The sequence below is a fragment of the Mesorhizobium sp. M0437 genome, assembly GCF_040321335.1.
Lineage (GTDB): Bacteria > Pseudomonadota > Alphaproteobacteria > Rhizobiales > Rhizobiaceae > Mesorhizobium.
In genome coordinates this window covers 38321-61671 of record NZ_JAMYRK010000027.1, presented here as the reverse complement: position 1 = coordinate 61671, position 23351 = coordinate 38321, and the positions used below count along the sequence as shown (strand labels likewise).

The window sequence follows — 23351 nt, the reverse complement described above, 5'->3', positions numbered from 1 at the left end:
TCATGATTGACCCGTATGCCAGACGACAGACGCACCGCCGAAACCAGGCCCTCTCCCGACGCGCTGCTCGAGCATGCCGAGCGGGAGGAGCGCGGCCGCCTGAGGATATTTCTCGGCGCCGCCCCCGGTGTCGGCAAGACCTACGAGATGCTGATGTCGGGCCGCGCCAGGCTGGCCGACGGGGTCGACGTGGTGATCGGCATCGTCGAGACGCACGGCCGCAAGGAAACCCAGACGCTGGTCGAAGGCTACGAGGTCATTCCTCGCCTTGAGATCGATTACAAGGGGCGGATCCTTGAGGAGATGAATCTCGACGCCATCCTCGCCCGGCACCCGGCGCTAGTTCTGGTAGACGAACTCGCCCACACCAACGTCGCCGGCAGCCGTCACCCCAAGCGCTATCTCGACGTCCAGGAAATCCTGACGCACGGCATCGATGTCTACACGACGCTGAATATCCAGCACGTCGAGAGCCTGAACGATGTCGTGGCGCAGATCACCCGCGTCAGGGTGCGGGAAACTGTCCCCGACTCCATAATCGACCAGGCCGACGACATCGAGATCATCGACCTCACCCCCGACGATCTGATCAAACGGCTTGAGGAAGGCAAGGTCTACATCCCCAGCACCGCCCAGCGCGCCATCGAGAACTATTTCTCGCCGGGCAATCTGACGGCGCTCCGGGAATTGGCGCTCCGCCGCACTGCCCAGCGGGTCGACGAGCAGTTGCTGACCCACATGCGGGCCCACGCGATACCCGGGCCTTGGGCGGCGGGGGAAAGGGTTCTCGTCTGCGTCGATGCGCGTCCGGGCGGGGCGGCCCGTGTACGCTATGCGCGGAGGTTGGCCGACCGGCTCCGCGCCCCTTGGACGGCGCTTCATGTCGATACCCCTCATTCAGCGGCCATGCCCGAGGAGGACAAGGATCGGCTGGCGACGCAGCTGCGCCTTGCCGAGCAGCTCGGTGCCGAGGTGACGACCATTCCGGGTCAGAACGTCGCGCAAGACATCGTTCGGCATGCGACGGCGAACAACTTCACCCATATCGTGATCGGCAGGCCGACCCGATCGCGTTGGCGGGAATTGATCGAAGGCTCGCTCACTTATGATCTCATCCGCAATGCCGGCGACATCAGCGTCCATGTCATTTCGGGAAACGAACGCAACGCCGAGGCGACTTCGAGGACCGTCAAGGCGGCGGACGAGCAGTGGCAGTTCGAGATCTGGCCCTATCTCAGGGCCACGGCCTATGTTGTTGGCTCGCTCGCCTTCGCCGTCCTTCTCGACCAGTTTCTCGACGTCCGCAATCTGGCGATCATCTTTCTCATTGGGGTCCTGACGTCGGCGGTGACCGGCGGTCTCTGGCCGGCTTTGTATGCCTGCCTCATCAGCGCCATTGCCTTCAACTATTTCTTCCTGGAACCACGCTACACGCTGACGATCGAGGATCCGGAGAGCATCGTTGCGCTGGCTGTCTTCCTGGTTGTTGCGGTCATTGGCAGCAATCTAACAGCGCGCGTGCAGCGTCAGGCGGTCGCCGCGCGCTCGCGGGCACGCGCCACAGAAGATATTTATCTCTTCTCAAAGAAGCTCGCCGGCGCTGGGACGCTTGATGACGTTCTCTGGGCGACTGCCTTCCAGATCGCCTCGATGCTGAAGCTGCGCGTGGTGCTGCTTCTGCCGGAGAACGGCACGATTGCGGTCAAGGCCGGCTACCCACCCGACGACACGCTGGCCGAGGCCGACATCGCAGCAGCCCGTTGGGCGTGGGAGCATAACCGCGCCGCCGGGCGCGGCGCCGACACGCTGCCCGGAGCAAAGCGCCTCTATCTGCCCCTGCGGACCGGACGCACGGCGGTGGGCGTCGTTGGCCTCGACAACGACAAGCAAGGTCCGCTGCTGACACCCGAGCAGCAGCGTCTGCTCGATGCGCTCGCCGACCAGGCGGCGGTCGCCATCGAACGCATCCAGCTCGTCGCCGATGTTGACCGGGCCAAGCTCGCGGCCGAGGCAGACCGTCTGCGCTCGGCCTTGCTCACCTCCATTTCCCACGATTTGAAAACGCCGCTTGCCGCCATCATGGGCGCAGCCGGAACACTCAGGGACTTCGAGGCCGCACTTCCCGAGCAGGACCGGGCGGAACTGCTGTCGACCGTGCTCGATGAAGCGGAGAGGCTTAACCGCTTCATCGCCAACCTACTCGATATGACCAAGATCGAATCCGGCACTATGGAGCCGAACTATGCGTTTCACTATCTCGGCGACATTGTCGGCTCAGCCCTGCGTCGGGCCCGCAAAATCGTCGGCGAGCACAAGACCGAGATCGATATTCCATCGAATCTGCCGATGTTGCGGGTCGACCCCGTTCTGTTCGAACAGGTGCTGTTCAACCTCCTCGACAATGGTGCAAAATACGCGCCGCCAGGTTCGACGATCCGCCTGCAGGCCTGGGCCGACAATGGCTTCGTCATCCTGCAGATCATGGATGAGGGACCAGGCATCCCGTCAGCGGATCTAGACCGCGTTTTCGACACTTTCTACCGTGTGCGCAAGGGCGACCAGGTGCGTGCCGGCACCGGGCTCGGCCTGTCGATTTGCCGCGGCTTCATCGAAGCGATGGGCGGGACGCTCTCGGCGGCAAACAGGTCCGACCGCTCGGGGGCGGTTTTCACCATCAGGATGCAGGTGGTGCCGACAGAGCTGCCCAACCTCGGCGAACCCGAGACGGGCCATCAAAATATGGACGATCTGGCATGACGAGCCTAGATGTCAGGATATTGGTGGTCGACGACGAACCGCCGATCCGGAAACTGCTTCGCGTCGGGCTTGGCAGCCAAGGCTATGCGATCAGCGAGGCGCCGAACGCCAGGGCGGCGATTGAACTCATCGCGACGGAAAAGCCGGACCTTGTCCTGCTCGATCTCGGCCTCCCCGGCATGAGCGGCCATGATTTGCTGCGCAAATGGCGGGATGATGGCCTGGACATTCCCGTGGTTATTCTTTCCAGCCGCACTGATGAGGCCGGCATCGTGTCCGCCCTTGAACTCGGCGCCGACGACTATGTCACCAAGCCGTTCGGTATGAACGAGCTTGTCGCACGCATCCGCGTAGCGCTTCGCCACAAATTTCAGCAGCAGGGTGAGAGACCGGTGTTCCAAACCGGCGACCTCTCCGTCGATCTGGTGAAGCGCGTCGTCAAGGTCGAGGACAAGGAGATAAAGCTCTCGCCGAAAGAATACGACATTCTTCGCACCTTGGTGCAGCACGCCGGCAAGGTTCTCACCCACCAGTTCCTGCTGAAGCAGGTCTGGGGCGATTCCACCGACGTTCAATATCTCAGAGTCTATGTCCGGCAACTCAGGCTAAAGATTGAAAAGACGCCCGACCAGCCCCGCTATATCACGACCGAGACCGGCGTCGGATACCGGCTGCGCGAAGTCGATTGACGCGACGAGCATCCGAAGCCGAAATGCCTCTTCCAATCTGCTTCAAATCAGCGGCGGCCATGGCGTCGCCGGACAAAAGCCCTATATTAAAAGAAGATTGGTTTTGTGCGGGAATGAACGAATGCCACGGCTTCGTCTATTGACGTTTTTAGGGTCGGCAATGCTGACTGCGTCGATGCTGTCGGGCGTAAATCCTGCTGCATCGGCACAGGTCGGCAGTCCCGCCGATCGCAACGTGTTGATCCAGCAAGACCAGTTGCAGATGTTGGAGAACAGGCTGCGGCGGCAGCAATACCAGCAGCAGCAACAGCAGTACCGTGCCCTGGATCGCCAAATCCCAATACCGCAACGGCAGGAGGTGCCGCAGATGAGGCCAACTTGCCAGTTGCTGCCGTCAGGGAGCGGCTTTGTCAGCACCTGCCGCTGACGACCGGTCCCTTTCATTTATTTAGCCGACTTATATACTGGGGAAACCGCTCCGCCTGCGCCCCATTGAAAGCGGGCGAGTTTGCAACGCTGCCCTTGCCGTCTGGGCACCGATTCGACTGGATTATCGAATGGCAGCCAGCAAGAAGAAGGTTGTACGCAAGGCAAGGAAGGGCGACGGGGTTCGCCAGGTCGCGGCGATTCCCTTTCGGCTGAACGAGCATGGCGATGTCGAGGTGATGCTGGTCACATCGCGAACGACGAGGCGCTTCATCGTACCGAAGGGCTGGCCGATGAAGGGCAAGAGCGGCCGCAAGGCAGCCACCATCGAAGCACAGGAAGAAGCCGGTGTTCTCGGCAAGACACTGAAACAGCCTGCCGGCACCTACCACTACTGGAAGCGGCTGGCGAACCGCTTCGTTCGCGTCGATGTCGTCGTCTATTTGCTTGAGGTAACCGAGGAACTTGCCAAGTGGCAAGAAGCCAAGAGACGGCAGCGGGCATGGCTGACGCCGACCGACGCGGCGTTGCTGATCGACGAGCCGGATCTTTCGACGCTGGTGAGGAACATCAGGATTGCCGAACTGGAGCATAATCCCAAAAAGCAGAGTCCGGCGTTCGGAAAAGATCCCGCTCAATAGAAGATGGAGGCATGCCCCAACTGTGTCGGGATGGAATTGGTTTCCAGCGCCCGCCGCCCCCGTCTCTTGAACCGATGCCTCACTGACTGCCATCGTCTTCCTCGGGCAGAGGCCGCGCCGGCGTGCCGGTATAGGCCCACAGCCATTCGCGCGGCAGTGGCCCTTTGTTGCGTTCGCTCTCCTGCGACTGTTCCCATGCATGTGCGAGGATGCCGACGGAGCGCGACAGCACGAAAAGGCCCCGCGTCAGCGGCGGCGGGAAGCCGAGCTCGCCGTAGATGACGGCCGTGGCGCCGTCGATATTGAGCGGGATTTTTTTGCCCTTGCGCCGCGAAACCTCGGCCTCGACCATCTCGGCGATATCGGCGAAGCGCCCGCTGACGACGCCGCGCGCGGCAAAGTCACGGGTCAGCTCGATGAGGCGGGGCGCCCGCGGGTCGACCGGGTGGAAGCGATGGCCGAGCCCGGGCACATAACCGTCCTCCCCAGCAAGGAAATGATCAACCCGCAGCGACACGGCGCCCGCGAGGGGCACGCCGGCGTCCACTTCAGCGGCGATGTCGCCGTAGAAGGAAAGCGCCTGTTCGCCGGCGCCGCCATGCACATCGCCAAGCACGTTGATGGCAGATGCCATGGCGCTGTTGATGCCGACGCCGCACGTGATCGCCATGCGGGCGATGGCGATCGACGGCGCCTGCGGCCCATGGTCGACGGCAGCACCCAGCGCGATGCCGAGCAGCGCCGCCTGCTCCTCGCTCGGCAGTTCGCCGCGCAGCATGAGCCAGATCATTGCCGGAAAGCTGACGCGACCGATCAGATCCTGGATTTCATAGCCGCGCAGCCGGATGACGCCGGGGCGCATCTCGATGATGCCGGTCTGCCACCATTCCTCGCCGCGCGCGCGGCCAGCCTTGTTTTCCGTGTCGCTCATGGCTTCTTTTCCGTGCCGCTCATGCCTTCGCTCTTTTCTTGGCGCGTGGCGGCAGGTTGGCAAAAACTTCGTCCATATGCTCGCCCAGCCCCGGCGGCGGCCTGCTCGGCAAAGGTGCCTCGCCATCGACCATGAAGCCGCCGCGCACCACGGTCAGCGGCCTAGCCATCCCGGACACGGCCTGGAAGCGTACCGTCATGCCGCGCTCGATCACTTGTCTCTCTTGCAGTACCTGCGGGATTGTCAGCACCCGGCCTGCCGGCACGCCGGCGCGATTGAACGTCTCCTCCCAGGCGGCGGCCGAGCCGCTCGCCAAGGCATCCTCGATCAGCGCTTTCAATGCAATGCGGTTCTGCTTGCGCGTTTCGCGCTCGGCAAAGCGGACATCCGACGCCAACTCCGGCCGACCGATCAACCGGCACAGCGTGACGAACTGCTCTTGCTTGTTGGCGGCGATGTTGAGCAAGCCGTCGCCGGTGCGAAACGCGCCAGACGGTGCGGCCGTCATGTTTTCATTGCCCATCGGCTGCGGCTCGACGTCCGCCGTCAGATAGTTCGACACCGGCCAGCCGAGCGCAGAAAGCGTGCATTCGAGCATCGACACGTCGAGGAACGCGCCCTCGCCAGTCGTCTTCTGCTTGACCAGTGCGGCGGTAATGGCGAAGGCTCCGACCAGCCCGCCAAGCGTATCGGCGACGGGATAGCCGACACGCAGCGGCGCCGTTTCCGGTGTACCGGTGATGCTCATGATGCCGGAAAGACCCTGGATAATCTGGTCGTAGGCTGGATTGTCGCGCATCGGCCCGGTCTGGCCGAAGCCCGATATCGCACAGTAGACAAGGCTTGGCCGGACCTCCTTCAGCCTGGCATGGCCAAGCCCCAGCCGGTCCATTACGCCGGGGCGGAAATTCTCGACCAGCGCGTCGGCCGAAGCGACCAGATCGAGGAAGCGTTCGCGGTCGGCCTCCTGCTTGAGATCGAGCGCCACCGAGCGTTTGCCGGCATTCTGCGCCAGGAACGAAGCGCCCATGCCCGCCCGGTTGAGCTCCGGCGAGGCGCCGAGCTGGCGCGCCAGATCACCACCTTGCGGCGTCTCGACCTTGATGACGTCGGCCCCGAGCAACGCCAGCTGATAGGTGCAATAGGGGCCGGCCAGCACATTGGTCAGGTCGAGAACGCGGATGCCGGAAAGCAGGTCGGTCATGACGTCACGAACAGCTCAGGCATCGCCCGGCACGTGCTCCGGCCCGCGCAAGCGCCTGTGCTCGATGTAGGCCCAGATATGCGGTCCAACCAGGCCGATGAAGGCCAGCGTCAGCAGCGTCAGCGACAGCGGATGCTTGTAGAACACCGTCCAATCGCCGTTCGAGATGGTCATCGCGCGGCGGAACTGCGTTTCCGCAAGCGGCCCGAGAATCATGCCGATGATGACCGGCGCGGTCGGGAAATCGAAACGCCGCATCAGGAAGCCGGCGGCACCGAGCAGATAGAGGATGACGAGGTCGATCGGCGATTGCGAGATACCGTAGGTGCCGACCGTGGCGAACACGACGATGCCGGCATAGAGCTGCGGCGCCGGGATCTTCAGCAATCGCACCCAGAGCCCGATCAGCGGCAGGTTGAGGACGACGAGGATGACATTGGCGATGAACAGGCTGGCGATCAGCCCCCACACCAGGTCGGCCTGCGTCGTCAGCAGCAGCGGCCCCGGATTGATACCGTAGCTCTGGAACGCCGACAGCATGATCGCGGCCGTCGCCGAGGTCGGCAGGCCGAGCGTCAGCATCGGCACCAGCACGCCGGCCGCGGATGCATTGTTGGCGGCCTCCGGCCCGGCAACGCCCTCGATGGCGCCGACGGTGCCGAACTCCTCCTTGTGTCTGGAGAGTTTCTTCTCGATCGCATAGGAGAGGAAGGTCGGGATTTCGGCGCCGCCGGCCGGCATGGCACCGATCGGGAAGCCGATCAGGGCACCGCGCAGCCATGGCTTCCACGAGCGCGCCCATTCGGCCGCGGTCATGTAGAGCGAGCCCTTCAACGGCACGATATCGTCCTTGCCGGCATAGCGGCGCGAGGCCATGTAAAGCGTCTCGCCAACGGCGAACAGGCCAACGGCGACGACGATGACGTCGACGCCGTCCAACAATTCGCTCATGCCGAAGGTGAAGCGCGGCTGCCCCGTCTGCAGGTCGACGCCAATCATGCCGACGACGAAGCCGACGAACAGACTGGTCAGGCCGCGCACCGAAGACGAGCCGAGCACCGCCGAAACCGTGATGAAGGCCAGCACCATCAGCGAGAAATATTCGGCCGGGCCGAAGGCCAGCGCGAATTTGACGACGATCGGCGCCAGGAAGGCAACGCCGATCGTGCCCAGCGTGCCGGCGACGAAGGAGCCGATCGCCGAGGTCGCCAGGGCCGCACCGCCACGGCCGGAGCGGGCCATCCGGTTGCCTTCCAGCGCGGTGACGATGGTGGCGCTTTCGCCAGGCGTGTTGAGCAGGATCGATGTCGTCGAGCCGCCATACATGGCGCCGTAGTAGATGCCGGCAAACAGGATGAAGGATGCCTCCGGCGCCACCTGATAGGTGATCGGCAACAGCAGCGCGATGGTCAGTGCCGGCCCGAGGCCGGGCAGCACGCCGATGGCAGTCCCCAGCGTGGTGCCGACCAGGCACCATATGAGATTGATCGGCGAGAAGGCGACCGAAAATCCGTGCGCGAGATGGCCAAGCGTTTCCATGGCGTCAGCCCCTCAGCATGGCAACGATCGAATCGACGGTCGCATTCAGCTGGTTTTCGATGAAGCCGGCACCGATATTGACGCCAAGCGCCCTGGCAAAGCCGAAATAGGCGGCCAGCGCCAGGATCAGCCCGAGCAGCACGTCACGCAGCGGACGCCGGCTGCCGAAACCGTGGCAGATGAGAACGAACATGATGACAGATGCCGCGGTAAAGCCGAGCGGCTGGATCAGCACCAGATTGGCGATCAGTCCGAGGGCGACGATGCCCATCGCCTTCCAGTCGGTCGGCGTCTCCTTTTCGTCCTCCGGCTGCCATCCGCCCCGCAAGGCGGCAATGATGAGCAGCAGCGACAGGATCATCATCCCGGTCATGGTGATGTAGGGAAAGACGGTCGGACCGACCTTGGAATAGAGCGGCGAGACCGGGATTGCCAGCGTCTGCCAGGCAACCGCACCCGCACAGGCGAGGAGCCCAACGCCGATCAGCAGTTCGGGCACTGCAAGGCGCGGCGGCGCCTGCTGGTCGCTGGTGCTCATCATCGTCCTCCCAATGCCAGCCCCGAGGGCCGGTTCTCCCTGGACCGGTCTCACTCGGCCGATCTCGGCCTAGTTTCACCTCCGGCGCCGCGTATGTCCATGCGGCTGGCGAAAATCGGCAAGGGTTGGGCGCAGGCCGCCCCTTGCCGAGAGCATCACGCCAGGCCGAGGTCCTTGAGGATCGTCCCGATGCGGGCCGTGTCTTCGGCGACGAATTTCGCATAATCGTCACCGGTGAGCAGGATCTGCGTCCAGTTACGGTTCTTGCATTCGGTGGCCCAGGCGTCGCTCTTGGCCATGGTCTCGATCAGCTTGATCATTGCTGCCTTGTCGGCGTCCGAGACGCCGGGCGGTGCGAAGACGCCGCGCCAGTTGAACAGCTCGACATCGATGCCGGCTTCCTTCATCGTCGGCGCATCAATTCCCTCCTGGCGTTTATCCGCGGAGATGGCCAGCAGCCGCAGCGCACCCGCCTTGACCTGTTCGGCGAACTCGCCATAGCCGGAGATGCCGGCCGCGACCTGGTTGCCGAGCAGCGCCGACAGCGCCTCGCCGCCGCCGGCAAACGGCACATAGGAGAGATTGGTGGCCGGAACACCGACGGTCTTGGCGATGAGGCCGAACAAGATGTGGTCCGAGCCGCCAGCCGAACCGCCGGCGACCGGAACCTGCGTCGGGTCGGCTTTGAGGGCGGCAACAAAGTCGGCCGCAGTCTTGAATGGCGAGGCGGCCGGCACCACAAGCGCCTCGAACTCGCCAGTAAGGCGGGCGATTGGCGTGACTTCGGTAAGGTTGTTAGCCGCCTTGTTGGCGATGATCGCGCCGACCATGACCATGCCAGCCACCATCAGCGCATTGCCCTTGCCCTTCCACTGGTTGACGAATTGCGGCAGGCCGACAGTACCGCCGGCGCCGCCGACATTGGTGATCTGCGAGCCGGAGATCAGTTTTTCGCTGCGCAGCACCTGGTCCATGGCGCGCGCCGTCTGGTCCCAGCCGCCGCCCGGCGCCGCTGGCACGAAAATCTGCAGCTGCGGCGCGTCCTGCGCGAAGGCGGGAATAAAATGCGATGCCGCGAGTCCGGCAGCACCTGCTGCCGCGGTGCTCATCAAGAATCGGCGTCTGTTCAGCATGGGATTCCTCCAAATCGCGACACCTCCTCCGGTGCCTGCCAGAAACGTGGCCTGACTTCAGACCCGCTCGATAAAATTCATGCAGAGTTTGCGTCTTCCTGTCAAAGACAGAACACGCCGCATGCGGCACAATCGGCCTGCGCGATTTTCAGGCTGGCGAACCGGACGTCCGAAGACGACGTGGCAGGCAGTGCCAAACAACATCCGTCAGGGTTGCCGCTCCAGCAGGATGGTCGGCTTGCCTTGGTAGACGGTTCGCAGCACTTCGCCATAACCACATTTTGCCGCGACGTTCAGCGATCCGGTGTTTTCCGGATCGATGATGCAGACGGTCTTCGCGGCGCCGAACGTCTCGTCGCCCCAGGCAAGCACCCGTGCGACGACTTCGCTGGCCAACCCGTGGCCATGCGCGCGCAAAACCAGAGCCCAGCCGGCCTCCGGAATGCCCTCGATCGACGGCGTCATGTCGCGTTTCAGATCGTGAAAGCCGGCCTCGCCGATGAAGCGGCCGGTCGCTTTTTCCTCGATCGCCCAGAAGCCGTAGCCCAGAAGCGACCACAGGCCGGCGTGGCGCAGGAAGCGCATCCAGCTTTCCTCCCGCGTGCGCGGCTTGCCGCCGATAAAGCGGGTGACGGCGGGATCGGCCCACATCGCGACATAGGCGTCGAAATCGTCAAGCCGGTGCGGCCGCAGGACCGTGCGCGAGGTCTCAATTACTGGGGCGACAATTGTATGCGGACTGGCCATGGTCATGTCTCGGTTGTTGCCCGTGCAGGTCTTCCAAAAGTGGGGACAGCGACACGCCCGAGACGGGAAATCCAAATCCGTTGCGAAAAACAAGAGCCAAGGCTGTGTAGATCATCTTCCAGGCTGATGTGAATCCTGCCAGGCGGTGTTAGTTTTTCTCCAGTACTGGTTCAGGCGCGTTGGGTTTCGGCGCTGCCGTCCGACAGAGGGAAAACAGCATGGACACGACCGACCTTGTGCTTGCCATCTTCCATCATCTGCTGGTGTTTTCGCTGGCAGGCATCATCGGCGCCGAGTTCGTCCTGATCCGCAGCGACTTGTCCGCCGCGACGCTGAAGCGGCTTGTCGGCATCGATCGCCACTACGGCATCATCGCCATGCTGATCATCGTCGCCGGCATCGGCCGCGTCATCTATGGTCTCAAGGGCTGGGAATTCTACGTCTACAACTGGATGTTCTGGGCAAAGATGGCCGCCTTCGCAATTGTCGGCCTGTTGTCGATTATCCCGACCGTCCGATTCCTGTCCTGGAATAGGCAGGCGAGCGCCAGTCCCGGCTTCCAGGTGCCTGCGGCGGAGCTAGCGTCCGTTCGCAGCTATGTCCGCACCGAGGCCTTCATCTTCCTCTTGATCCCGGTGTTCGCGGCGGCGATGGCGCGCGGCTACGGTTATTAAGATAGGTCGGAGGAAGGGCATCGCGCGGCCCAACCTTTCCACTCATTTGCGCGGACAAACGTGCAGTTTGCCGTTCGAGGCTGATTGTCATTTGTCGGGTTGCGCTAGTTATTGCTCCATCTACATTCGGTTTTGAGAGGAACTCCGCGCAGCGGTTGGTAATTCGTATCCTGGGAGGAATCACGATGAGAAAATTCGTCGCCGCGCTGGCTGCCGTTGCGGCCGCCATGCTTTACCCACCGGCCGCTGGCGCGCAGACCTACCCCGAACGCACGATCAGCATTGTCGTGCCGTTTTCGGCCGGCGGCCCGACTGACACCGTCACGCGTCTTGTCGCGGAAGCCATGTCGAAGGACCTCGGCCAGCAGGTCATCGTCGAGAATGTCGGCGGCGCCGGCGGCACACTGGGCGCGGGCCGCGTCGCAAATGCCGAGCCTGACGGCTACACGCTGCTCCTCCATCACATCGGCATGGCGACAAGTGCTACGCTCTACAGAAAGCTCGCCTACGACACGCTGAACGCATTCGAATATGTCGGCCTCGTCACCGAGGTGCCGATGACCATCGTCGGCCGCAAGGACCTCGAGCCGACCGATCTGAAGGGGCTGGTCGACTACGCCAAGGCTAACAAGGACAGCATCACCGTTGCCAATGCCGGGATCGGTGCCGCCTCGCATCTGTGCGGCATGCTGTTTATGAGCGCCATCGGCACGCCGCTGGTCACCGTACCATATAAGGGCACCGGCCCGGCCATGACCGATCTTCTCGGCGGCCAGGTCGACATCATGTGCGACCAGACGACCAATACCACCAAGCAGATCCAGGGCGGCACGATCAAGGCTTATGCCGTAACCTCGCCGCAACGGCTAGACGTGCTGCCGGACGTGCCGACGACGATAGAGGCCGGTCTTCCCCAGGTGCAGGTCGGCATCTGGCACGGCATCTATGCACCCAAGGGCACGCCGGCCGAGATCACCGAACGCCTGTCGAAATCTCTGCAGGTGGCGCTGAAGGACCAGAACGTCGTCGCCCGATTTGCCGAACTCGGCACCAAGCCGTCGCCCGAGGCCGATGCCACGCCGGCCGCGCTCAAGGCCAAGCTGGAAAGTGAGATTGCGCGCTGGAAGCCGATCATCGAAGCGGCCGGCCAGTACGCCGACTAAAGGTTTTTAACGGGGCGCCGCCGGCGCCCCGTTTTTACACCGGCATCGGCACGCCCGTGAGGCGGGCCGGGAGGACGTCATGAAACCTTTCGCAATCGACAGAGCCAACGGCATATGCGCCGCGCTGTTGATCTTTATTGGCGTCTTTTTCGCGCTGCAGTCGCTGGGCCTCGAAATCGGCACCGCCTTTCGCATGGGGCCGGGCTATTTCCCCCTGGTTCTGGCGATCGTGCTCATTCTGCTCGGCGCCGTCATCCTAGTCGAGGCAGTGCGCTTCGAGAGCGAGCCGATCGGTTACATTGCGTGGCGCGGCATGCTGTTCATCCTGCCTGCTCCGATCTTCTTCGGCCTGACGGTGCGCGGCCTCGGCTTCATCCCATCGATCTTCCTGGCGGCGCTGATCGCATCGTTTGCCAGCGGCCGCATGAAGCCGCTGACCGCGCTCGTGCTGTCGGCCGGCCTGACGCTGTTCGCGTTCGCCATCTTCAGCTACGCACTCGGCCTGCCGTTCCGGCGTTTCGGCCCGTGGTTGCCACTGTCGTTGTGAGGAGATGAAATGGAACTCCTCAACAATCTCGCACTCGGCTTTTCGACGGCCACATCTTTGGCAAACCTCGGTTTCTGCCTGATCGGTGTCCTTCTCGGCACGCTGATTGGTGTCCTGCCCGGTATCGGCGCCACCGCAACCATTGCCATGCTGTTGCCGATCACCTTCCAGATCGGCGATCCGGTTTCCTCCCTGATCATGCTCGCCGGCATCTATTACGGCGCGCAGTATGGCGGCTCGACTACCGCTATTCTCATCAACATGCCCGGCGAATCCTCGTCGGCCGTCACCGCCATCGACGGCTACCAGATGGCCAGGAAAGGCCGCGCCGGGGCGGCACTGGCGACCGCGGCGATAGGCTCGTTCTTTGCCGGCACGGTGTCGACCTTCCTCGTCGCCATCTTTGCCCCGCCGCTGACGGCGATAGCGTTGAAATTCGGTGCTGCCGAGTATTTTTCGCTGATGATTGTCGGTCTGGTCTCGTCCGTCGCGCTCGCCCACGGCTCGATCGTCAAGGCGCTGGCCATGGTCGTGCTCGGCCTGCTGCTCGGCCTTGTCGGCACCGATATCTACACCGGTACACCCCGTTTCACGCTCGGCATCCGCGAATATGCCGACGGGCTGAATTTCGTCGCAGTGGCGGTCGGTGTCTTCGGCGTCGCCGAGATACTGCGCAACCTCGAAAACGAGCATGAGCGTTCCGTGCTGATCCGAAAGATCTCCGGCCTTATGCCGACCCGCGAAGATTTTCGGCGCATGGCGGCTCCCATCGTGCGCGGAACGATCATCGGTTCGGCGCTCGGCATCCTGCCGGGAGGCGGCGCGATCCTTGCCGCCTTTGCCTCCTACACCGTCGAAAAACGTGTCTCGAAAAATCCCGGGGAATTCGGCAAGGGCGCCATCGAAGGCGTCGCCGGACCGGAATCGGCCAACAATGCCGGCGCCCAAACCTCCTTCATCCCGATGCTGACGCTCGGCATTCCGGCCAACCCGGTAATGGCGCTGATGATCGGCGCTATGATCATCCAGGGCATCGTGCCCGGCCCCAATGTCGCCATCGAACAGCCTGCGCTGTTTTGGGGTATCATCACCTCGATGTGGATCGGCAATCTGATGCTGATCATCTTGAACCTGCCGCTGATCGGGCTTTGGGTGAAACTTCTTACCATCCCCTACTACGTGCTCTTCCCGATCATCATGGCGTTCTGCTCGATCGGCGTTTACAGCGTCAACACCAACGTCTACGACCTCTATGCCGTCGCCTTCTTCGGCTTGCTTGGCTACCTCCTGACCAAGCTGCGCTGCGAACCTGCGCCGCTGCTGCTCGGCTTCGTGCTCGGCCCGCTGCTCGAGGAAAACCTGCGCCGCGCCATGATCCTCTCGCGCGGCGATCCGAGCACCTTCGTGACGCGGCCGATCAGCGCCAGCCTGCTCCTCATCGCGCTTGCCGTGCTCGTCATCGTGTTTCTCCCCGCGGTCAAGAAGAAGCGCGAGGAGGTGTTTGTCGAAGAGAGTTCCTGAACGTGGACGGCGCCACATGCGAGGAACTTCACAGTCGCTTGCCGGGCACTGACTCAGTAGCCGCTTCTCCTGGCCCGAGCGGCGCGATCTCCACCAGCGGTGCAGGCACGCTGGTCGTCTTTTCCTTGGCCTTGCAGATATCGGCGATGACGCAGGCCGGGCAATCCGGCTTGCGCGCCTTGCAGACATAGCGGCCGTGCAGGATCAGCCAATGATGCGCGTGCCGCATATATTCATCCGGAATGATCTTCAGGAAACCTTGCTCGACCTGTTCCGGCGTCTTGCCCGGCGCCAGGCCGAGCCTGTTACCGATGCGGAAGATGTGCGTGTCGACCGCCATCGTATGCTGGCCGAATGCCACATTGAGCACGACGTTGGCGGTCTTGCGGCCGACACCCGGCAGCTCGACCAGTTGATCGCGATCCTCAGGCACCTCGCCGCCATGGTCGCGGATCAGCGCCTCCGACAGCGCGATGACGTTCTTGGCCTTGTTGCGCCATAGCCCGATGGTGCGGATATGGTCGCCGAGCTTGGCCTCGCCCAGCGCCAGCATCTTTTGCGGCGTGTCGGCAATTTTGAACAGCGCCCGCGTCGCCTTGTTGACGCCGGCGTCCGTCGCCTGAGCCGAAAGCACCACCGCCACCAACAGCGTGAAGGCGTTGATATGTTCGAGCTCGCCCCTCGGTTCCGGCCGCTGAACGGAAAAGCGCCGGAAAATCTCATGCACCTCGGCCGCGCTGTAAAGCGCCCGCGATCTTGCGGGCCGCGGACGCCGCTTGGCGTTCGAGCCGTCGCGGCGGCCGGGCAACAGGTCTTTTTTTAGCGCAGAAGAGTTTTTGGGCTTGGGGCTTGTCATTGCCTTCCTATAATATTCCCCAATGAGCGACACAAACGCCTCATTTCAGGCCGACGAGCCATTTTTCCAGGCGCTGCTGACACCGCACCGGTCGCTGGGCAAGACCGGCTTTGCCATACTGATGGGCGCCCTGCTGTTCGGCTGGCTGGTGACCGGAGCTTTTTTTCTGTCGCGCGGCGCCTGGCCGGTGTTCGGCTTCTTCGGCCTCGACGTGATCGCCGTCTACATCGCCTTCCGCGCCAATTATCGTGCCGCCCGGGCTCGCGAGGAGGTATCGGTGTCGCGCACCAGCCTCGACATCCGCAAGACTGCCCCGTCAGGCAAATCGGAAGCACACCGCTTCAATCCGTTCTGGGCGCGCTTTTCGATCGCCCGCCACGCCGAGATCGGCATCACCAGAATGGCGGTCGAGGCGCAAGGAAAAACCGTCTCGATCGGCGGCTTTCTCAACCCCGCCGACCGCGAGAGTTTTGCCACCGCATTTTCGCGCGCTCTGGCAGCCGCTAAGGCGCGCTGAGCCAGCGTTTCAGAACCGATAGCGCAACAGCCTGCCGATCTTGCGCAATGCTGGAATGTATTTCCAAAGGCGAACAAACAGTTTCGCGAACCAGCGCATGCGAGCGGCATGTTCCGGCTTATAGGCAGGGATGTCCTCGACGAACCGCAGCTTCGGAACGGCTCGCTCCAACTCATGCGGGTTCTCGATGCTCCAATGGACCTCGGCACCGGTGGCGCGGAAGGAGGAATTGAGGCGAATGATCTTCAGGCCCAGGCGACTATAGGCATCGAAAACCAGTTCGCCGCTCGAAAGATGTCCCACCAAACGAGAAAACAGTTGCTGCCCCTCTTCGGCGCCCAGGTAGGGAGTCAGGCCTTCCGCCACGACTATGGCCGGGCGATCCCGAGGTACTTCGTTCAGCCATCCCGGTTCGGTGACCGACGAAGCGATCAGGTGGTAGTGATCCCGCACGGGATAGAGCTTGCGCCTGAGGTCGATGACTTCGGGATAGTCGACGTCGAACCAGTCCACGCCGGCTGGCGGATCGATACGGAATACGCGCGTATCGAGCCCACACCCGAGATGCAGTACGATGGCGTCAGGATTTCGGGCGAGAAAGTCCTGAACGCAGACGTCCAGCGTCTTTGCCCTGATTGCTAGACCGACGCCGAGATTGTTGTCGACCTTGAGCTGTGAGAAATCATAGTCGATGTTGCGCACCGCCTCGTCGGCAAAGTAGTCCCTGAGCAGCGAATTGGGCAGCCGGCTCTCCAGCGCCTTGCCGTAAAGTGTCAAAAGCAAAGTCTCCTTTGCCCCGGTCAGGTTTACTTTTTCACCAGCCACGACCGTCCTCCCCATTCAAAGCCCAGCTCTATCTGGGTACATGCCGCGGGAAAGCAAGTTTCGGGTGGTGATCGGCGCCGCGAAGGACGATATTCGCACTCAAGGAGATACTGCCATGAACGCCCAAATGCCTCTCAAAACGACAGCAATCCTTCAGAAAGACATCACGCCTGAAGGTGGAGACTACGAAATCGTCCGTCGTGCCATCGAAAAGATCAGCCTCGACTATCGCGACCAGCCTTCGTTGGAAGTGCTGGCCGAGGAGGTCGGCGAGACGCCGACCGGGCTGCAGAAGCTGTTCACCCGCTGGGCCGGCCTGTCGCCCAAGGCTTTTCTGCAGGCCGTCACCCTCGATCATGCGCGCAAGCTGCTCGATGCCGGCATGCCGCTGCTTGAAACCTCGTTCGAACTCGGCATGTCCGGCCCAGGCCGGCTGCACGATCTGTTCGTCACCCACGAAGCGATGTCGCCGGGCGATTACAAGACCCGCGGCGCAGGGCTCACCATCCGCTACGGCTATCATATCTCGCCTTTCGGCATCGCGCTGATCATGGTGACGGACCGCGGCCTTGCCGGCCTCGCCTTCAACGACCCCGGCGGCGAGCGTGCGGCCTTTGCCGACATGTCCAGCCGCTGGCCGAATGCGACCTATGTCGAGGACATGGCGGCGACGGCACCCTATGCCGCGCGCATCTTCGATCCGTCGCTGTGGCGCGCCGACCAGCCGCTGCGCGTTGTCATGATCGGCACAGACTTCCAGGTCCGTGTCTGGGAGGCCTTGCTGCGCATTCCGATGGGCCAGGCCTGCACCTATTCCTCGATCGCCGCGCGCATCGGCGCACCGAGTGCCAGCCGGGCTGTCGGTGCCGCGGTCGGTGCCAATCCGATGTCCTTCGTCGTGCCGTGCCACCGGGCTCTCGGCAAGTCCGGCGCACTCACCGGCTACCATTGGGGTCTGACCCGCAAACGCGCCATCCTCGGCTGGGAGGCGGGACAGGTCTCTTCTTGAATAGCCAACGAATGGAACGATTGGAGCGATGCAAGGACCGCTAGGGTGACAAGCAGCGATCTTACGGAGTAGCTTCCCGGGCAATTAGAGTGGTATGCGCTAGCGGGAGGCACTACTTGATCGTCGTCATCGGCTCCATCAATCTCGATCTCATCGCCAGTGTCGACCGCTTGCCCGGTCCCGGCGAGACCGTGCGCGGCTCCGGTTTCGCTACTGCCCCCGGCGGCAAGGGCGCCAACCAGGCGCTGGCCGCCGCCCCCGCCGGCGCCAAGGTGCGCATGGTCGGCGCGGTCGGCAAGGACAGCTTCGCCAGCGACGCTCTGGCGCTGCTGCGCGACGGCAAGATCGACCTGTCCGGCGTCGGCGAGACCTTTGCCTCGACCGGTACCGCGTTGATCATGGTCGGCGCCGACGGCGAGAACGTGATCGCCGTTGTGCCGGGCGCCAATGATTCGGTCGTGCCGGGTGACCTTTCCAAGGCTTTCGTAAAAAACGGCGACGTCGTGCTGCTGCAACTGGAGATCCCGCTGCAGACCGTCGAGGCAGCACTCGACGCGGCAAGCACGGCCGCCGCGATCACCGTGCTCAACACCGCACCTTTCCATGGCGACGCGGCCGGCTTCCTCGGCAAGGCCGACTATCTCGTCGCCAACGAAACCGAGTTCGACCTCTATGGCGAGGCGCTGTCGTTGAATGGCCGCGACCGCCCGGCACGGATGCGCGACTATGCCGCGAGAACCGGCCGCACCATCGTCGTCACGCTTGGCTCGGACGGCGTTCTGGCGGCAACGCCGGACGATCTCCTGATGGTTCCGGCGCTGAAGATCACCCCGCTCGACACGGTCGGTGCCGGCGACACGTTCTGCGGCTATTTTGCAGCCGGGCTGGCAGCCGGCCTGCCGCTCGACCAGGCGCTAGCCCGCGCTGCCGCAGCCGGTTCGCTGGCCTGCCTGAAAGCCGGTGCACAGCCGGCCATCCCGCTGGCCAGGGACGTCGATGCCGCCCTGCAGAAATCTGCAGGCTAAAGCGGGATGACAGCCATGCGCCCGACGACGAAGCACGCGGTGCCGCCCGCCGGCGACATCTGCCGCCTGTCTGCCGTGGCGCTTGCCGGGAAGATCAGGCGCCGGCAGCTTTCGGTGCGCGAAGTGGTCGCGGCATTCCTCGACAGGATCGAGGCGGTGAACCCGCTGGTCAACGCTATCGTTTCATTGCGTGAGCGTGCCGACATCCTGCGCGAGGCCGACAGCGCTGACGCTCATCTGGCGCGAGGTGGAGATACCGGATCGCTGTTCGGCCTGCCGATCGCGATCAAGGATCTTGCGCTGACAAAAGGCCTGAGAACCGCCTTCGGCTCGCCGATCTTCGCCGATTTTGTGCCTGAGGAGGACGACTTCTTCGTCGAGCGCGTCCGCAAGGCCGGCGCGATCATCATCGGCAAGACCAATGTTCCCGAATTCGGGCTCGGCTCCAACACCTACAACACCGTGTTCGGACAGACGCTCAACGCATTTGACCCGGCGCTGACCGCCGGCGGCTCGAGCGGCGGTGCGGCGGTCGCGCTGGCGCTCGACATGGTTCCCGTTGCCGATGGCAGCGATTTTGGCGGTTCCCTGCGCAATCCCGCTGCCTACAACAATGTCTATGGCTTCCGTCCATCGCAGGGATTGGTGCCGGCCGGCCCAGACCTTGATGTGTTTCTTGCGCAAATGGGCGTCGAAGGGCCGATGGGGCGTAACGTGCGTGACATGGCGTTGCTGCTCGACGTTCAGGCCGGCTATCATCCTCGCGCGCCGCTGTCGCATGATAAGCCAGGCTCGTTCCTCGAAGGGCTGGACGCACCGGCGGCCGGCGGGCGCATCGCCTGGCTCGGCGATCTCGACGGCCATCTGCCGGTTGAAGCAGGCATTCTACAGCTTTGCGAGGCAGCACTCGGCCGGTTCGCGGATGTATCCTTCGAGGCCGAGCCGCTGATGCCGAAATTCGACTTCGAAGCGCTGTGGCAAGCCTTTGTAACGCTTCGCCAGGCGAGCAGCGGTTGTGCGCTGAAGGCGCATTACGACGATCCCTCGAAACGCAGCCTGCTGAAGCCGGAGGCCGTGTGGGAGGTGGAACATGCACTGCGCCTCACCGCGCCGCAGATCCACGCCGCCACGGTGAGGCGCTCGTCCTGGCACCGAATGCTGCTATCGCTCTTCGAGCGTTTCGACCTGATTGCGCTGCCAGCCGCACAGGTCTTTCCCTTCGATGTCGTCACCCACTGGCCAAGGCAAGTGGCCGGGCGTGCCATGGACAGCTATCATCGCTGGATGCAGGTTTCAGCGTTCGCCACGCTGGGCGGCTGCCCGGCGATCAATGTGCCGGCGGGCTTCGACGCCAGGGGCAGGCCAATGGGCATGCAATTGATCGGGCGGCCGCGCGGTGACCTCTCCGTGCTGAGGGCGGCTGCCGCCTATGAGACAACGCTGCCATGGCAGGCCGGCGCCTGCTGAAATCAACTCCGCATTGTCGGCGCCTCGCCGGCTTGCACGCAACTCATCGCCATGCATTGATCGCGACAGCGCGCCGCACGAGCGGCATCTGTGGAGGGAAAAAATGTCGTTGGAACTCTACGCCACCTATGTCGTCGCCTGCATCGTCATCATCCTGGTGCCGGGGCCGACGGTGACGCTGATCATTGCCAACAGCATCCGCCATGGCTCGCGCGCAGGGCTCGCCAATGTCGCCGGCACCCAGGCCGGGCTAGCCATCATGATCGCCATCGTCGGCATCGGATTGACTTCGCTGATCGCGGGCATGGGCCACTGGTTCGAGTGGGTCCGGCTGATCGGCGCCGCCTACCTGATCTGGATGGGCGTGCAGATGTTCCGCTCGAAAGGCAAGCTGAACGCCGACGGAACGGCAAAAAGGCCACGTGGCGGCTTCTTCCTGCAGGGCCTGCTGGTGGCGATCAGCAATCCAAAGACGCTAGTGTTCTTCGGCGCCTTCTTTCCGCAGTTCATCGCTCCCGAAGGCAATTACGCACTACAGATCGGCGTCATGGGTCTCACCGCGATGATCTTCGCCGCAGTCTCGGATTCGACCTACGCGCTGGCCGCCGGCCGCGCCGGACGCCTGCTGTCGGCCGGCCGCCTCAAGCTCTTGTCGAGGATCAGCGGCAGCTTCCTGGTCGGCGGCGGCCTGTGGCTGGCCTTTTCCAAGGCGAAGTAACGGCCGCGAGCCCGACGACGCCAACAGCAACATCCTGGAATAGGAAAGCCGATTGAAAGTCGGCCTTCAGGCCACCACATGGATCAACAGTTGGGGATTCATGTCTATGCCGTGGAGTTACGCGGATTTGAAAAGGAACGCGTTTGGCGTGATCCTGTTCATCGCTTTGTTCGCGGCGATGGTTCCGTCGGCTCTGAACAAATGGGCGAATGACGCAAGTCCGATCCGATCGGTCGACCCGGTCGATGCGACGATCAAAAGTGGACAGGGTAAAGGGCGCAATATCCAATATCTGCTGGTCCTTGAGAACGGTTCGACGGTCCTCGTTTACGACGACCTCCCGCATCTGATCGGCTCGCGCGTAGGCATCGAGCGCGTCACGCGCGACAATGGCTTCGTCTTTTACCGGTTTGCAAATTGAACGACGATCGATCGATAAGCTGTTTTCAAAGGTGACGCGAGTGACATGGCTTTTTCGGGGAATCGCTCTTGAACAAAGCCCCTATGCTACTCAACTCTAAGGTATGGGGCCGGCAAATCTTTCTCTTAGAACCCGCATTCTTTTGCTTCGGGAAGAGTTTCGCGACAGAGTTGTTGGCATCACAATCTTGTGTGCGCTCGCTCTCGCGATCGCTGTGCCGATTGTAACCAGGCAGAACAGTCCGATCACTGGCACACAACTCGTAGGAGGCACCGTCGAAGATGTTGCGACGATGCCTCTAAATCCGAGGGGTTCCGTCGGACATGGACTTTATTATAGATATGAAGTCCGCCTCTATGAGGGCAACGCTCGGATATTTGTCGATGGTGAGGTGGAAACACCCCACATGATTGGATCGGAAGTCTCGATCGAAGAACAACAACGCCAGGACGGTACCACCACCTACCGCCTGCTCAACTACTGAGCAGCCCTAAAGCCGCCCCAGCCGTTCCAGCAACAGCGCGAAAAACGCATCATGGTCGATGTCGCGCATCACCATGGCGTTCTTCGGCCGCTTGGTCACCCCCCACCAGTCGATCACCGTCATGCCCATGGTGAGCTCCGAGGCGGTTTCCACGCTGACATTGCAGTTGCGCCCCTTGAACAGCTTCGGCTTCAGCAGATACGCGATCACGCAAGGATCGTGCAGCGGGCCGCCGTCGGTACCGTATTTCTCCTCGTCGAAACGTTCGAAGAATTCCAGCATGTCCGCGGTGGCCGTGCCGACCCTGGTGCCGAGCTTGCGGAAGGCCTTCGTACGCTTGGCGGTGGTCAGCGCCTTGTGGGTGACGTCGAGCGGCATCATCACGATCGGAATGCCGGATTTGAACACGACATCGGCAGCATGCGGATCGACATAGATGTTGAACTCGGCGGTCGGCGTGACGTTGCCGCCCTCGAAGAAGCCGCCGCCCATCAGCACGATTTCCTTGATGCGCGGCGCGATTTTCGGCTCGCGGATCAGCGCCAGCGCAACGTTGGTGAGCGGCCCGAGCGCGCACAGCGTGATCGTGCCGCTCTCCTCGTTCATCAGCGTCTCAACGATGAAATCAACCGCATACTCGTCCTGCAGTTTCATCTTTGGTTCGGGCAGTTGCGGCCCGTTGAGGCCGGTCTTGCCATGCACTTCCTCGGCGGTGACGAGTTCGCGCGCCAGCGGCCGGATGGCGCCTGCATAGACCTTGACGTCCGGCCGGCCGGCCAGCTCGCAGATCTTGCGGGCGTTTTTTTCGGTAAGTTTCAGCGGCACGTTGCCGGCCACCGCGGTGATGCCGACGATCTCCAGCTCGGCGCTGCCCAGCGCCAGCAATATGGCGACGGCATCGTCCTGGCCGGGGTCAGTGTCGATGATGATCCTGCGGGATTGGGGCATTTCAATTCCTTGTTTTGGCAAGTCTTTTTGGGCGGGACGTGTGACGGCTTGAAGTCTGCCGGGCGGCGGACCATATCAAGACCATCGGGAAAAATGCCATCCGGGTTTTTCCACTTTATGTCGCTCTTGAGAGGACACTGTAACATGAGCCGAATGACGCCTTTTTCCAGCCCGCTTCTCCTCGGTTTCGATTCCATGGAAAAGACGCTGGAGCGGTTGGCAAAGTCCGGTGACAGCTATCCTCCCTACAACATCGAGCGCCTCAGCGGTGCCGACGGCAAAACCGAAAGGCTGCGTATCACGCTCGCCGTCGCCGGTTTCGCGGAAAGCGATCTCGATGTCACAACGGAGGAGAACCAGTTGGTCGTGCGCGGCCGTCAGAACGACGACACCGAGCGCGAATTCCTCCACCGCGGCATCGCCGCGCGCCAGTTTCAGCGCTGTTTCGTGCTGGCCGACGGCATGCGGGTGATTGCGGCGGAATTGAAGAACGGCCTTCTGTCGATCGATCTCGATCGGCCGGAATCCGAACGGCTGGTACGAAAAATAAACATATCGGTGAAAGACTGAT

At 62.7% G+C, this 23351-nt stretch carries 24 protein-coding genes; 15 read left to right on the top strand and 9 right to left on the bottom strand.

What is annotated here, in order from left to right:
* Positions 1 to 15: 15 nt before the first annotated feature.
* The 4 genes from NKI72_RS18510 to NKI72_RS18495 all read left to right on the top strand — a co-directional run bounded on the left by NKI72_RS18510 (position 16) and on the right by NKI72_RS18495 (position 4513).
* The gene (locus NKI72_RS18510) at positions 16 to 2757 is read left to right on the top strand and encodes a DUF4118 domain-containing protein (RefSeq protein WP_352613023.1); all 2742 of its coding nucleotides are present in this window, start codon (positions 16 to 18) and stop codon (positions 2755 to 2757) included.
* Positions 2754 to 3446, top strand: a complete 693-nt coding sequence (locus NKI72_RS18505; protein ID WP_352767058.1) for a response regulator transcription factor — start codon at positions 2754 to 2756, stop codon at positions 3444 to 3446. Before NKI72_RS18510 ends, NKI72_RS18505 begins: the two co-directional genes overlap by 4 nt.
* Before the next feature lie 160 nt (positions 3447 to 3606).
* On the top strand, positions 3607 to 3873 hold the full coding sequence (locus NKI72_RS18500; protein WP_352469452.1) for a hypothetical protein: 267 nt from the start codon (positions 3607 to 3609) through the stop codon (positions 3871 to 3873).
* 130 nt (positions 3874 to 4003) lie between these two features.
* Positions 4004 to 4513, top strand: coding sequence for an NUDIX hydrolase (locus NKI72_RS18495; protein ID WP_352469451.1), 510 nt, complete (start codon positions 4004 to 4006; stop codon positions 4511 to 4513).
* 79 nt (positions 4514 to 4592) lie between these two features.
* Here NKI72_RS18495 and NKI72_RS18490 read toward each other — a convergent pair whose 3' ends face one another.
* From NKI72_RS18490 to NKI72_RS18465, 6 genes are all read right to left on the bottom strand, one after another.
* Complete coding sequence (locus NKI72_RS18490; protein ID WP_352834539.1) at positions 4593 to 5444, bottom strand: citryl-CoA lyase; 852 nt, start codon at positions 5442 to 5444, stop codon at positions 4593 to 4595.
* Positions 5445 to 5463: 19 nt separating this feature from the next.
* Positions 5464 to 6648, bottom strand: a complete 1185-nt coding sequence (locus tag NKI72_RS18485) for a CaiB/BaiF CoA transferase family protein (protein WP_352834536.1) — start codon at positions 6646 to 6648, stop codon at positions 5464 to 5466.
* A 15-nt stretch (positions 6649 to 6663) separates the two neighbouring features.
* Positions 6664 to 8187, bottom strand: a complete 1524-nt coding sequence (locus NKI72_RS18480; RefSeq protein ID WP_352834533.1) for a tripartite tricarboxylate transporter permease — start codon at positions 8185 to 8187, stop codon at positions 6664 to 6666.
* A gap of 4 nt (positions 8188 to 8191) precedes the next feature.
* Positions 8192 to 8725 (bottom strand): tripartite tricarboxylate transporter TctB family protein, encoded by a 534-nt coding sequence (locus NKI72_RS18475; RefSeq protein ID WP_352469447.1) that lies wholly within the window; start codon positions 8723 to 8725, stop codon positions 8192 to 8194.
* 155 nt (positions 8726 to 8880) lie between these two features.
* Entirely contained in the window at positions 8881 to 9858 is a 978-nt protein-coding gene (locus NKI72_RS18470; RefSeq protein ID WP_352453995.1) for a Bug family tripartite tricarboxylate transporter substrate binding protein, read from the bottom strand.
* A gap of 207 nt (positions 9859 to 10065) precedes the next feature.
* Positions 10066 to 10605 carry a GNAT family N-acetyltransferase gene (locus NKI72_RS18465; protein WP_352834531.1) on the bottom strand — a complete coding sequence of 180 codons (540 nt, stop codon included), beginning with the start codon at positions 10603 to 10605 and terminating at the stop codon, positions 10066 to 10068.
* 218 nt (positions 10606 to 10823) lie between these two features.
* Here NKI72_RS18465 and NKI72_RS18460 point away from each other — a divergent pair, with 218 nt between their 5' ends.
* The 4 genes from NKI72_RS18460 to NKI72_RS18445 all read left to right on the top strand — a co-directional run bounded on the left by NKI72_RS18460 (position 10824) and on the right by NKI72_RS18445 (position 14510).
* The gene (locus NKI72_RS18460; protein WP_352469445.1) at positions 10824 to 11279 is read left to right on the top strand and encodes a DUF2214 family protein; all 456 of its coding nucleotides are present in this window, start codon (positions 10824 to 10826) and stop codon (positions 11277 to 11279) included.
* A 185-nt stretch (positions 11280 to 11464) separates the two neighbouring features.
* Positions 11465 to 12442, top strand: a complete 978-nt coding sequence (locus NKI72_RS18455; RefSeq protein WP_352469444.1) for a tripartite tricarboxylate transporter substrate-binding protein — start codon at positions 11465 to 11467, stop codon at positions 12440 to 12442.
* A 79-nt stretch (positions 12443 to 12521) separates the two neighbouring features.
* Complete coding sequence (locus NKI72_RS18450; RefSeq protein ID WP_352469443.1) at positions 12522 to 12989, top strand: tripartite tricarboxylate transporter TctB family protein; 468 nt, start codon at positions 12522 to 12524, stop codon at positions 12987 to 12989.
* Between the two features lie 9 nt (positions 12990 to 12998).
* Positions 12999 to 14510: a tripartite tricarboxylate transporter permease gene (locus NKI72_RS18445; RefSeq protein ID WP_352502656.1), complete on the top strand. Its 1512-nt coding sequence runs from the start codon at positions 12999 to 13001 to the stop codon at positions 14508 to 14510.
* A 28-nt stretch (positions 14511 to 14538) separates the two neighbouring features.
* Here the strand turns inward: NKI72_RS18445 and nth are convergent, their stop codons facing one another.
* Positions 14539 to 15366 carry an endonuclease III gene (nth, locus tag NKI72_RS18440; RefSeq protein ID WP_352469441.1) on the bottom strand — a complete coding sequence of 276 codons (828 nt, stop codon included), beginning with the start codon at positions 15364 to 15366 and terminating at the stop codon, positions 14539 to 14541.
* A gap of 22 nt (positions 15367 to 15388) precedes the next feature.
* Between nth and NKI72_RS18435 the strand changes: the two genes are divergently transcribed.
* Complete coding sequence (locus NKI72_RS18435; RefSeq protein ID WP_023675281.1) at positions 15389 to 15883, top strand: DUF2244 domain-containing protein; 495 nt, start codon at positions 15389 to 15391, stop codon at positions 15881 to 15883.
* A gap of 9 nt (positions 15884 to 15892) precedes the next feature.
* Here NKI72_RS18435 and NKI72_RS18430 read toward each other — a convergent pair whose 3' ends face one another.
* Positions 15893 to 16708: a class I SAM-dependent methyltransferase gene (locus NKI72_RS18430; RefSeq protein ID WP_352834529.1), complete on the bottom strand. Its 816-nt coding sequence runs from the start codon at positions 16706 to 16708 to the stop codon at positions 15893 to 15895.
* A gap of 115 nt (positions 16709 to 16823) precedes the next feature.
* Between NKI72_RS18430 and NKI72_RS18425 the strand changes: the two genes are divergently transcribed.
* The 5 genes from NKI72_RS18425 (at position 16824) to NKI72_RS18405 (ending at position 21348) form a co-directional block, all read left to right on the top strand.
* Positions 16824 to 17717 (top strand): methylated-DNA--[protein]-cysteine S-methyltransferase, encoded by an 894-nt coding sequence (locus NKI72_RS18425; RefSeq protein WP_352453988.1) that lies wholly within the window; start codon positions 16824 to 16826, stop codon positions 17715 to 17717.
* A 116-nt stretch (positions 17718 to 17833) separates the two neighbouring features.
* Positions 17834 to 18742, top strand: coding sequence for a ribokinase (locus NKI72_RS18420; RefSeq protein WP_352850480.1), 909 nt, complete (start codon positions 17834 to 17836; stop codon positions 18740 to 18742).
* 6 nt (positions 18743 to 18748) lie between these two features.
* Positions 18749 to 20209, top strand: coding sequence for an amidase (locus tag NKI72_RS18415; RefSeq protein WP_352613033.1), 1461 nt, complete (start codon positions 18749 to 18751; stop codon positions 20207 to 20209).
* Positions 20210 to 20312: 103 nt separating this feature from the next.
* Positions 20313 to 20927 carry a LysE family translocator gene (locus tag NKI72_RS18410; protein ID WP_352469436.1) on the top strand — a complete coding sequence of 205 codons (615 nt, stop codon included), beginning with the start codon at positions 20313 to 20315 and terminating at the stop codon, positions 20925 to 20927.
* A gap of 52 nt (positions 20928 to 20979) precedes the next feature.
* Complete coding sequence (locus NKI72_RS18405) at positions 20980 to 21348, top strand: hypothetical protein (protein WP_352469435.1); 369 nt, start codon at positions 20980 to 20982, stop codon at positions 21346 to 21348.
* A 490-nt stretch (positions 21349 to 21838) separates the two neighbouring features.
* On the opposite strand, the gene NKI72_RS18400 is transcribed toward NKI72_RS18405, so the two are convergent.
* Positions 21839 to 22780 (bottom strand): nucleoside hydrolase, encoded by a 942-nt coding sequence (locus NKI72_RS18400; RefSeq protein WP_352469434.1) that lies wholly within the window; start codon positions 22778 to 22780, stop codon positions 21839 to 21841.
* Positions 22781 to 22924: 144 nt separating this feature from the next.
* Here NKI72_RS18400 and NKI72_RS18395 point away from each other — a divergent pair, with 144 nt between their 5' ends.
* Entirely contained in the window at positions 22925 to 23350 is a 426-nt protein-coding gene (locus NKI72_RS18395) for an Hsp20 family protein (RefSeq protein WP_023675270.1), read from the top strand.
* Position 23351: the final 1 nt, after the last annotated feature.

What these genes read in the sequence shown, in the direction of transcription:
- NKI72_RS18395 (WP_023675270.1), top strand. Translation starts at nt 22,925, where the DNA reads ATGAGCCGAATGACGCCTTTTTCCAGCCCGCTTCTCCTCGGTTTCGAT.
- NKI72_RS18445 (WP_352502656.1), top strand. Translation starts at nt 12,999, where the DNA reads ATGGAACTCCTCAACAATCTCGCACTCGGCTTTTCGACGGCCACATCT.
- NKI72_RS18460 (WP_352469445.1), top strand. Translation starts at nt 10,824, where the DNA reads ATGGACACGACCGACCTTGTGCTTGCCATCTTCCATCATCTGCTGGTG.
- NKI72_RS18480 (WP_352834533.1), bottom strand. Translation starts at nt 8,187, where the DNA reads ATGGAAACGCTTGGCCATCTCGCGCACGGATTTTCGGTCGCCTTCTCG.
- NKI72_RS18470 (WP_352453995.1), bottom strand. Translation starts at nt 9,858, where the DNA reads ATGCTGAACAGACGCCGATTCTTGATGAGCACCGCGGCAGCAGGTGCT.
- NKI72_RS18400 (WP_352469434.1), bottom strand. Translation starts at nt 22,780, where the DNA reads ATGCCCCAATCCCGCAGGATCATCATCGACACTGACCCCGGCCAGGAC.
- NKI72_RS18490 (WP_352834539.1), bottom strand. Translation starts at nt 5,444, where the DNA reads ATGAGCGACACGGAAAACAAGGCTGGCCGCGCGCGCGGCGAGGAATGG.
- NKI72_RS18455 (WP_352469444.1), top strand. Translation starts at nt 11,465, where the DNA reads ATGAGAAAATTCGTCGCCGCGCTGGCTGCCGTTGCGGCCGCCATGCTT.
- NKI72_RS18465 (WP_352834531.1), bottom strand. Translation starts at nt 10,605, where the DNA reads ATGGCCAGTCCGCATACAATTGTCGCCCCAGTAATTGAGACCTCGCGC.
- NKI72_RS18505 (WP_352767058.1), top strand. Translation starts at nt 2,754, where the DNA reads ATGACGAGCCTAGATGTCAGGATATTGGTGGTCGACGACGAACCGCCG.
- NKI72_RS18415 (WP_352613033.1), top strand. Translation starts at nt 18,749, where the DNA reads ATGACAGCCATGCGCCCGACGACGAAGCACGCGGTGCCGCCCGCCGGC.
- NKI72_RS18435 (WP_023675281.1), top strand. Translation starts at nt 15,389, where the DNA reads ATGAGCGACACAAACGCCTCATTTCAGGCCGACGAGCCATTTTTCCAG.
- NKI72_RS18450 (WP_352469443.1), top strand. Translation starts at nt 12,522, where the DNA reads ATGAAACCTTTCGCAATCGACAGAGCCAACGGCATATGCGCCGCGCTG.
- NKI72_RS18410 (WP_352469436.1), top strand. Translation starts at nt 20,313, where the DNA reads ATGTCGTTGGAACTCTACGCCACCTATGTCGTCGCCTGCATCGTCATC.
- NKI72_RS18510 (WP_352613023.1), top strand. Translation starts at nt 16, where the DNA reads ATGCCAGACGACAGACGCACCGCCGAAACCAGGCCCTCTCCCGACGCG.
- NKI72_RS18475 (WP_352469447.1), bottom strand. Translation starts at nt 8,725, where the DNA reads ATGAGCACCAGCGACCAGCAGGCGCCGCCGCGCCTTGCAGTGCCCGAA.
- NKI72_RS18500 (WP_352469452.1), top strand. Translation starts at nt 3,607, where the DNA reads ATGCTGACTGCGTCGATGCTGTCGGGCGTAAATCCTGCTGCATCGGCA.
- nth (WP_352469441.1), bottom strand. Translation starts at nt 15,366, where the DNA reads ATGACAAGCCCCAAGCCCAAAAACTCTTCTGCGCTAAAAAAAGACCTG.
- NKI72_RS18495 (WP_352469451.1), top strand. Translation starts at nt 4,004, where the DNA reads ATGGCAGCCAGCAAGAAGAAGGTTGTACGCAAGGCAAGGAAGGGCGAC.
- NKI72_RS18485 (WP_352834536.1), bottom strand. Translation starts at nt 6,648, where the DNA reads ATGACCGACCTGCTTTCCGGCATCCGCGTTCTCGACCTGACCAATGTG.
- NKI72_RS18425 (WP_352453988.1), top strand. Translation starts at nt 16,824, where the DNA reads ATGAACGCCCAAATGCCTCTCAAAACGACAGCAATCCTTCAGAAAGAC.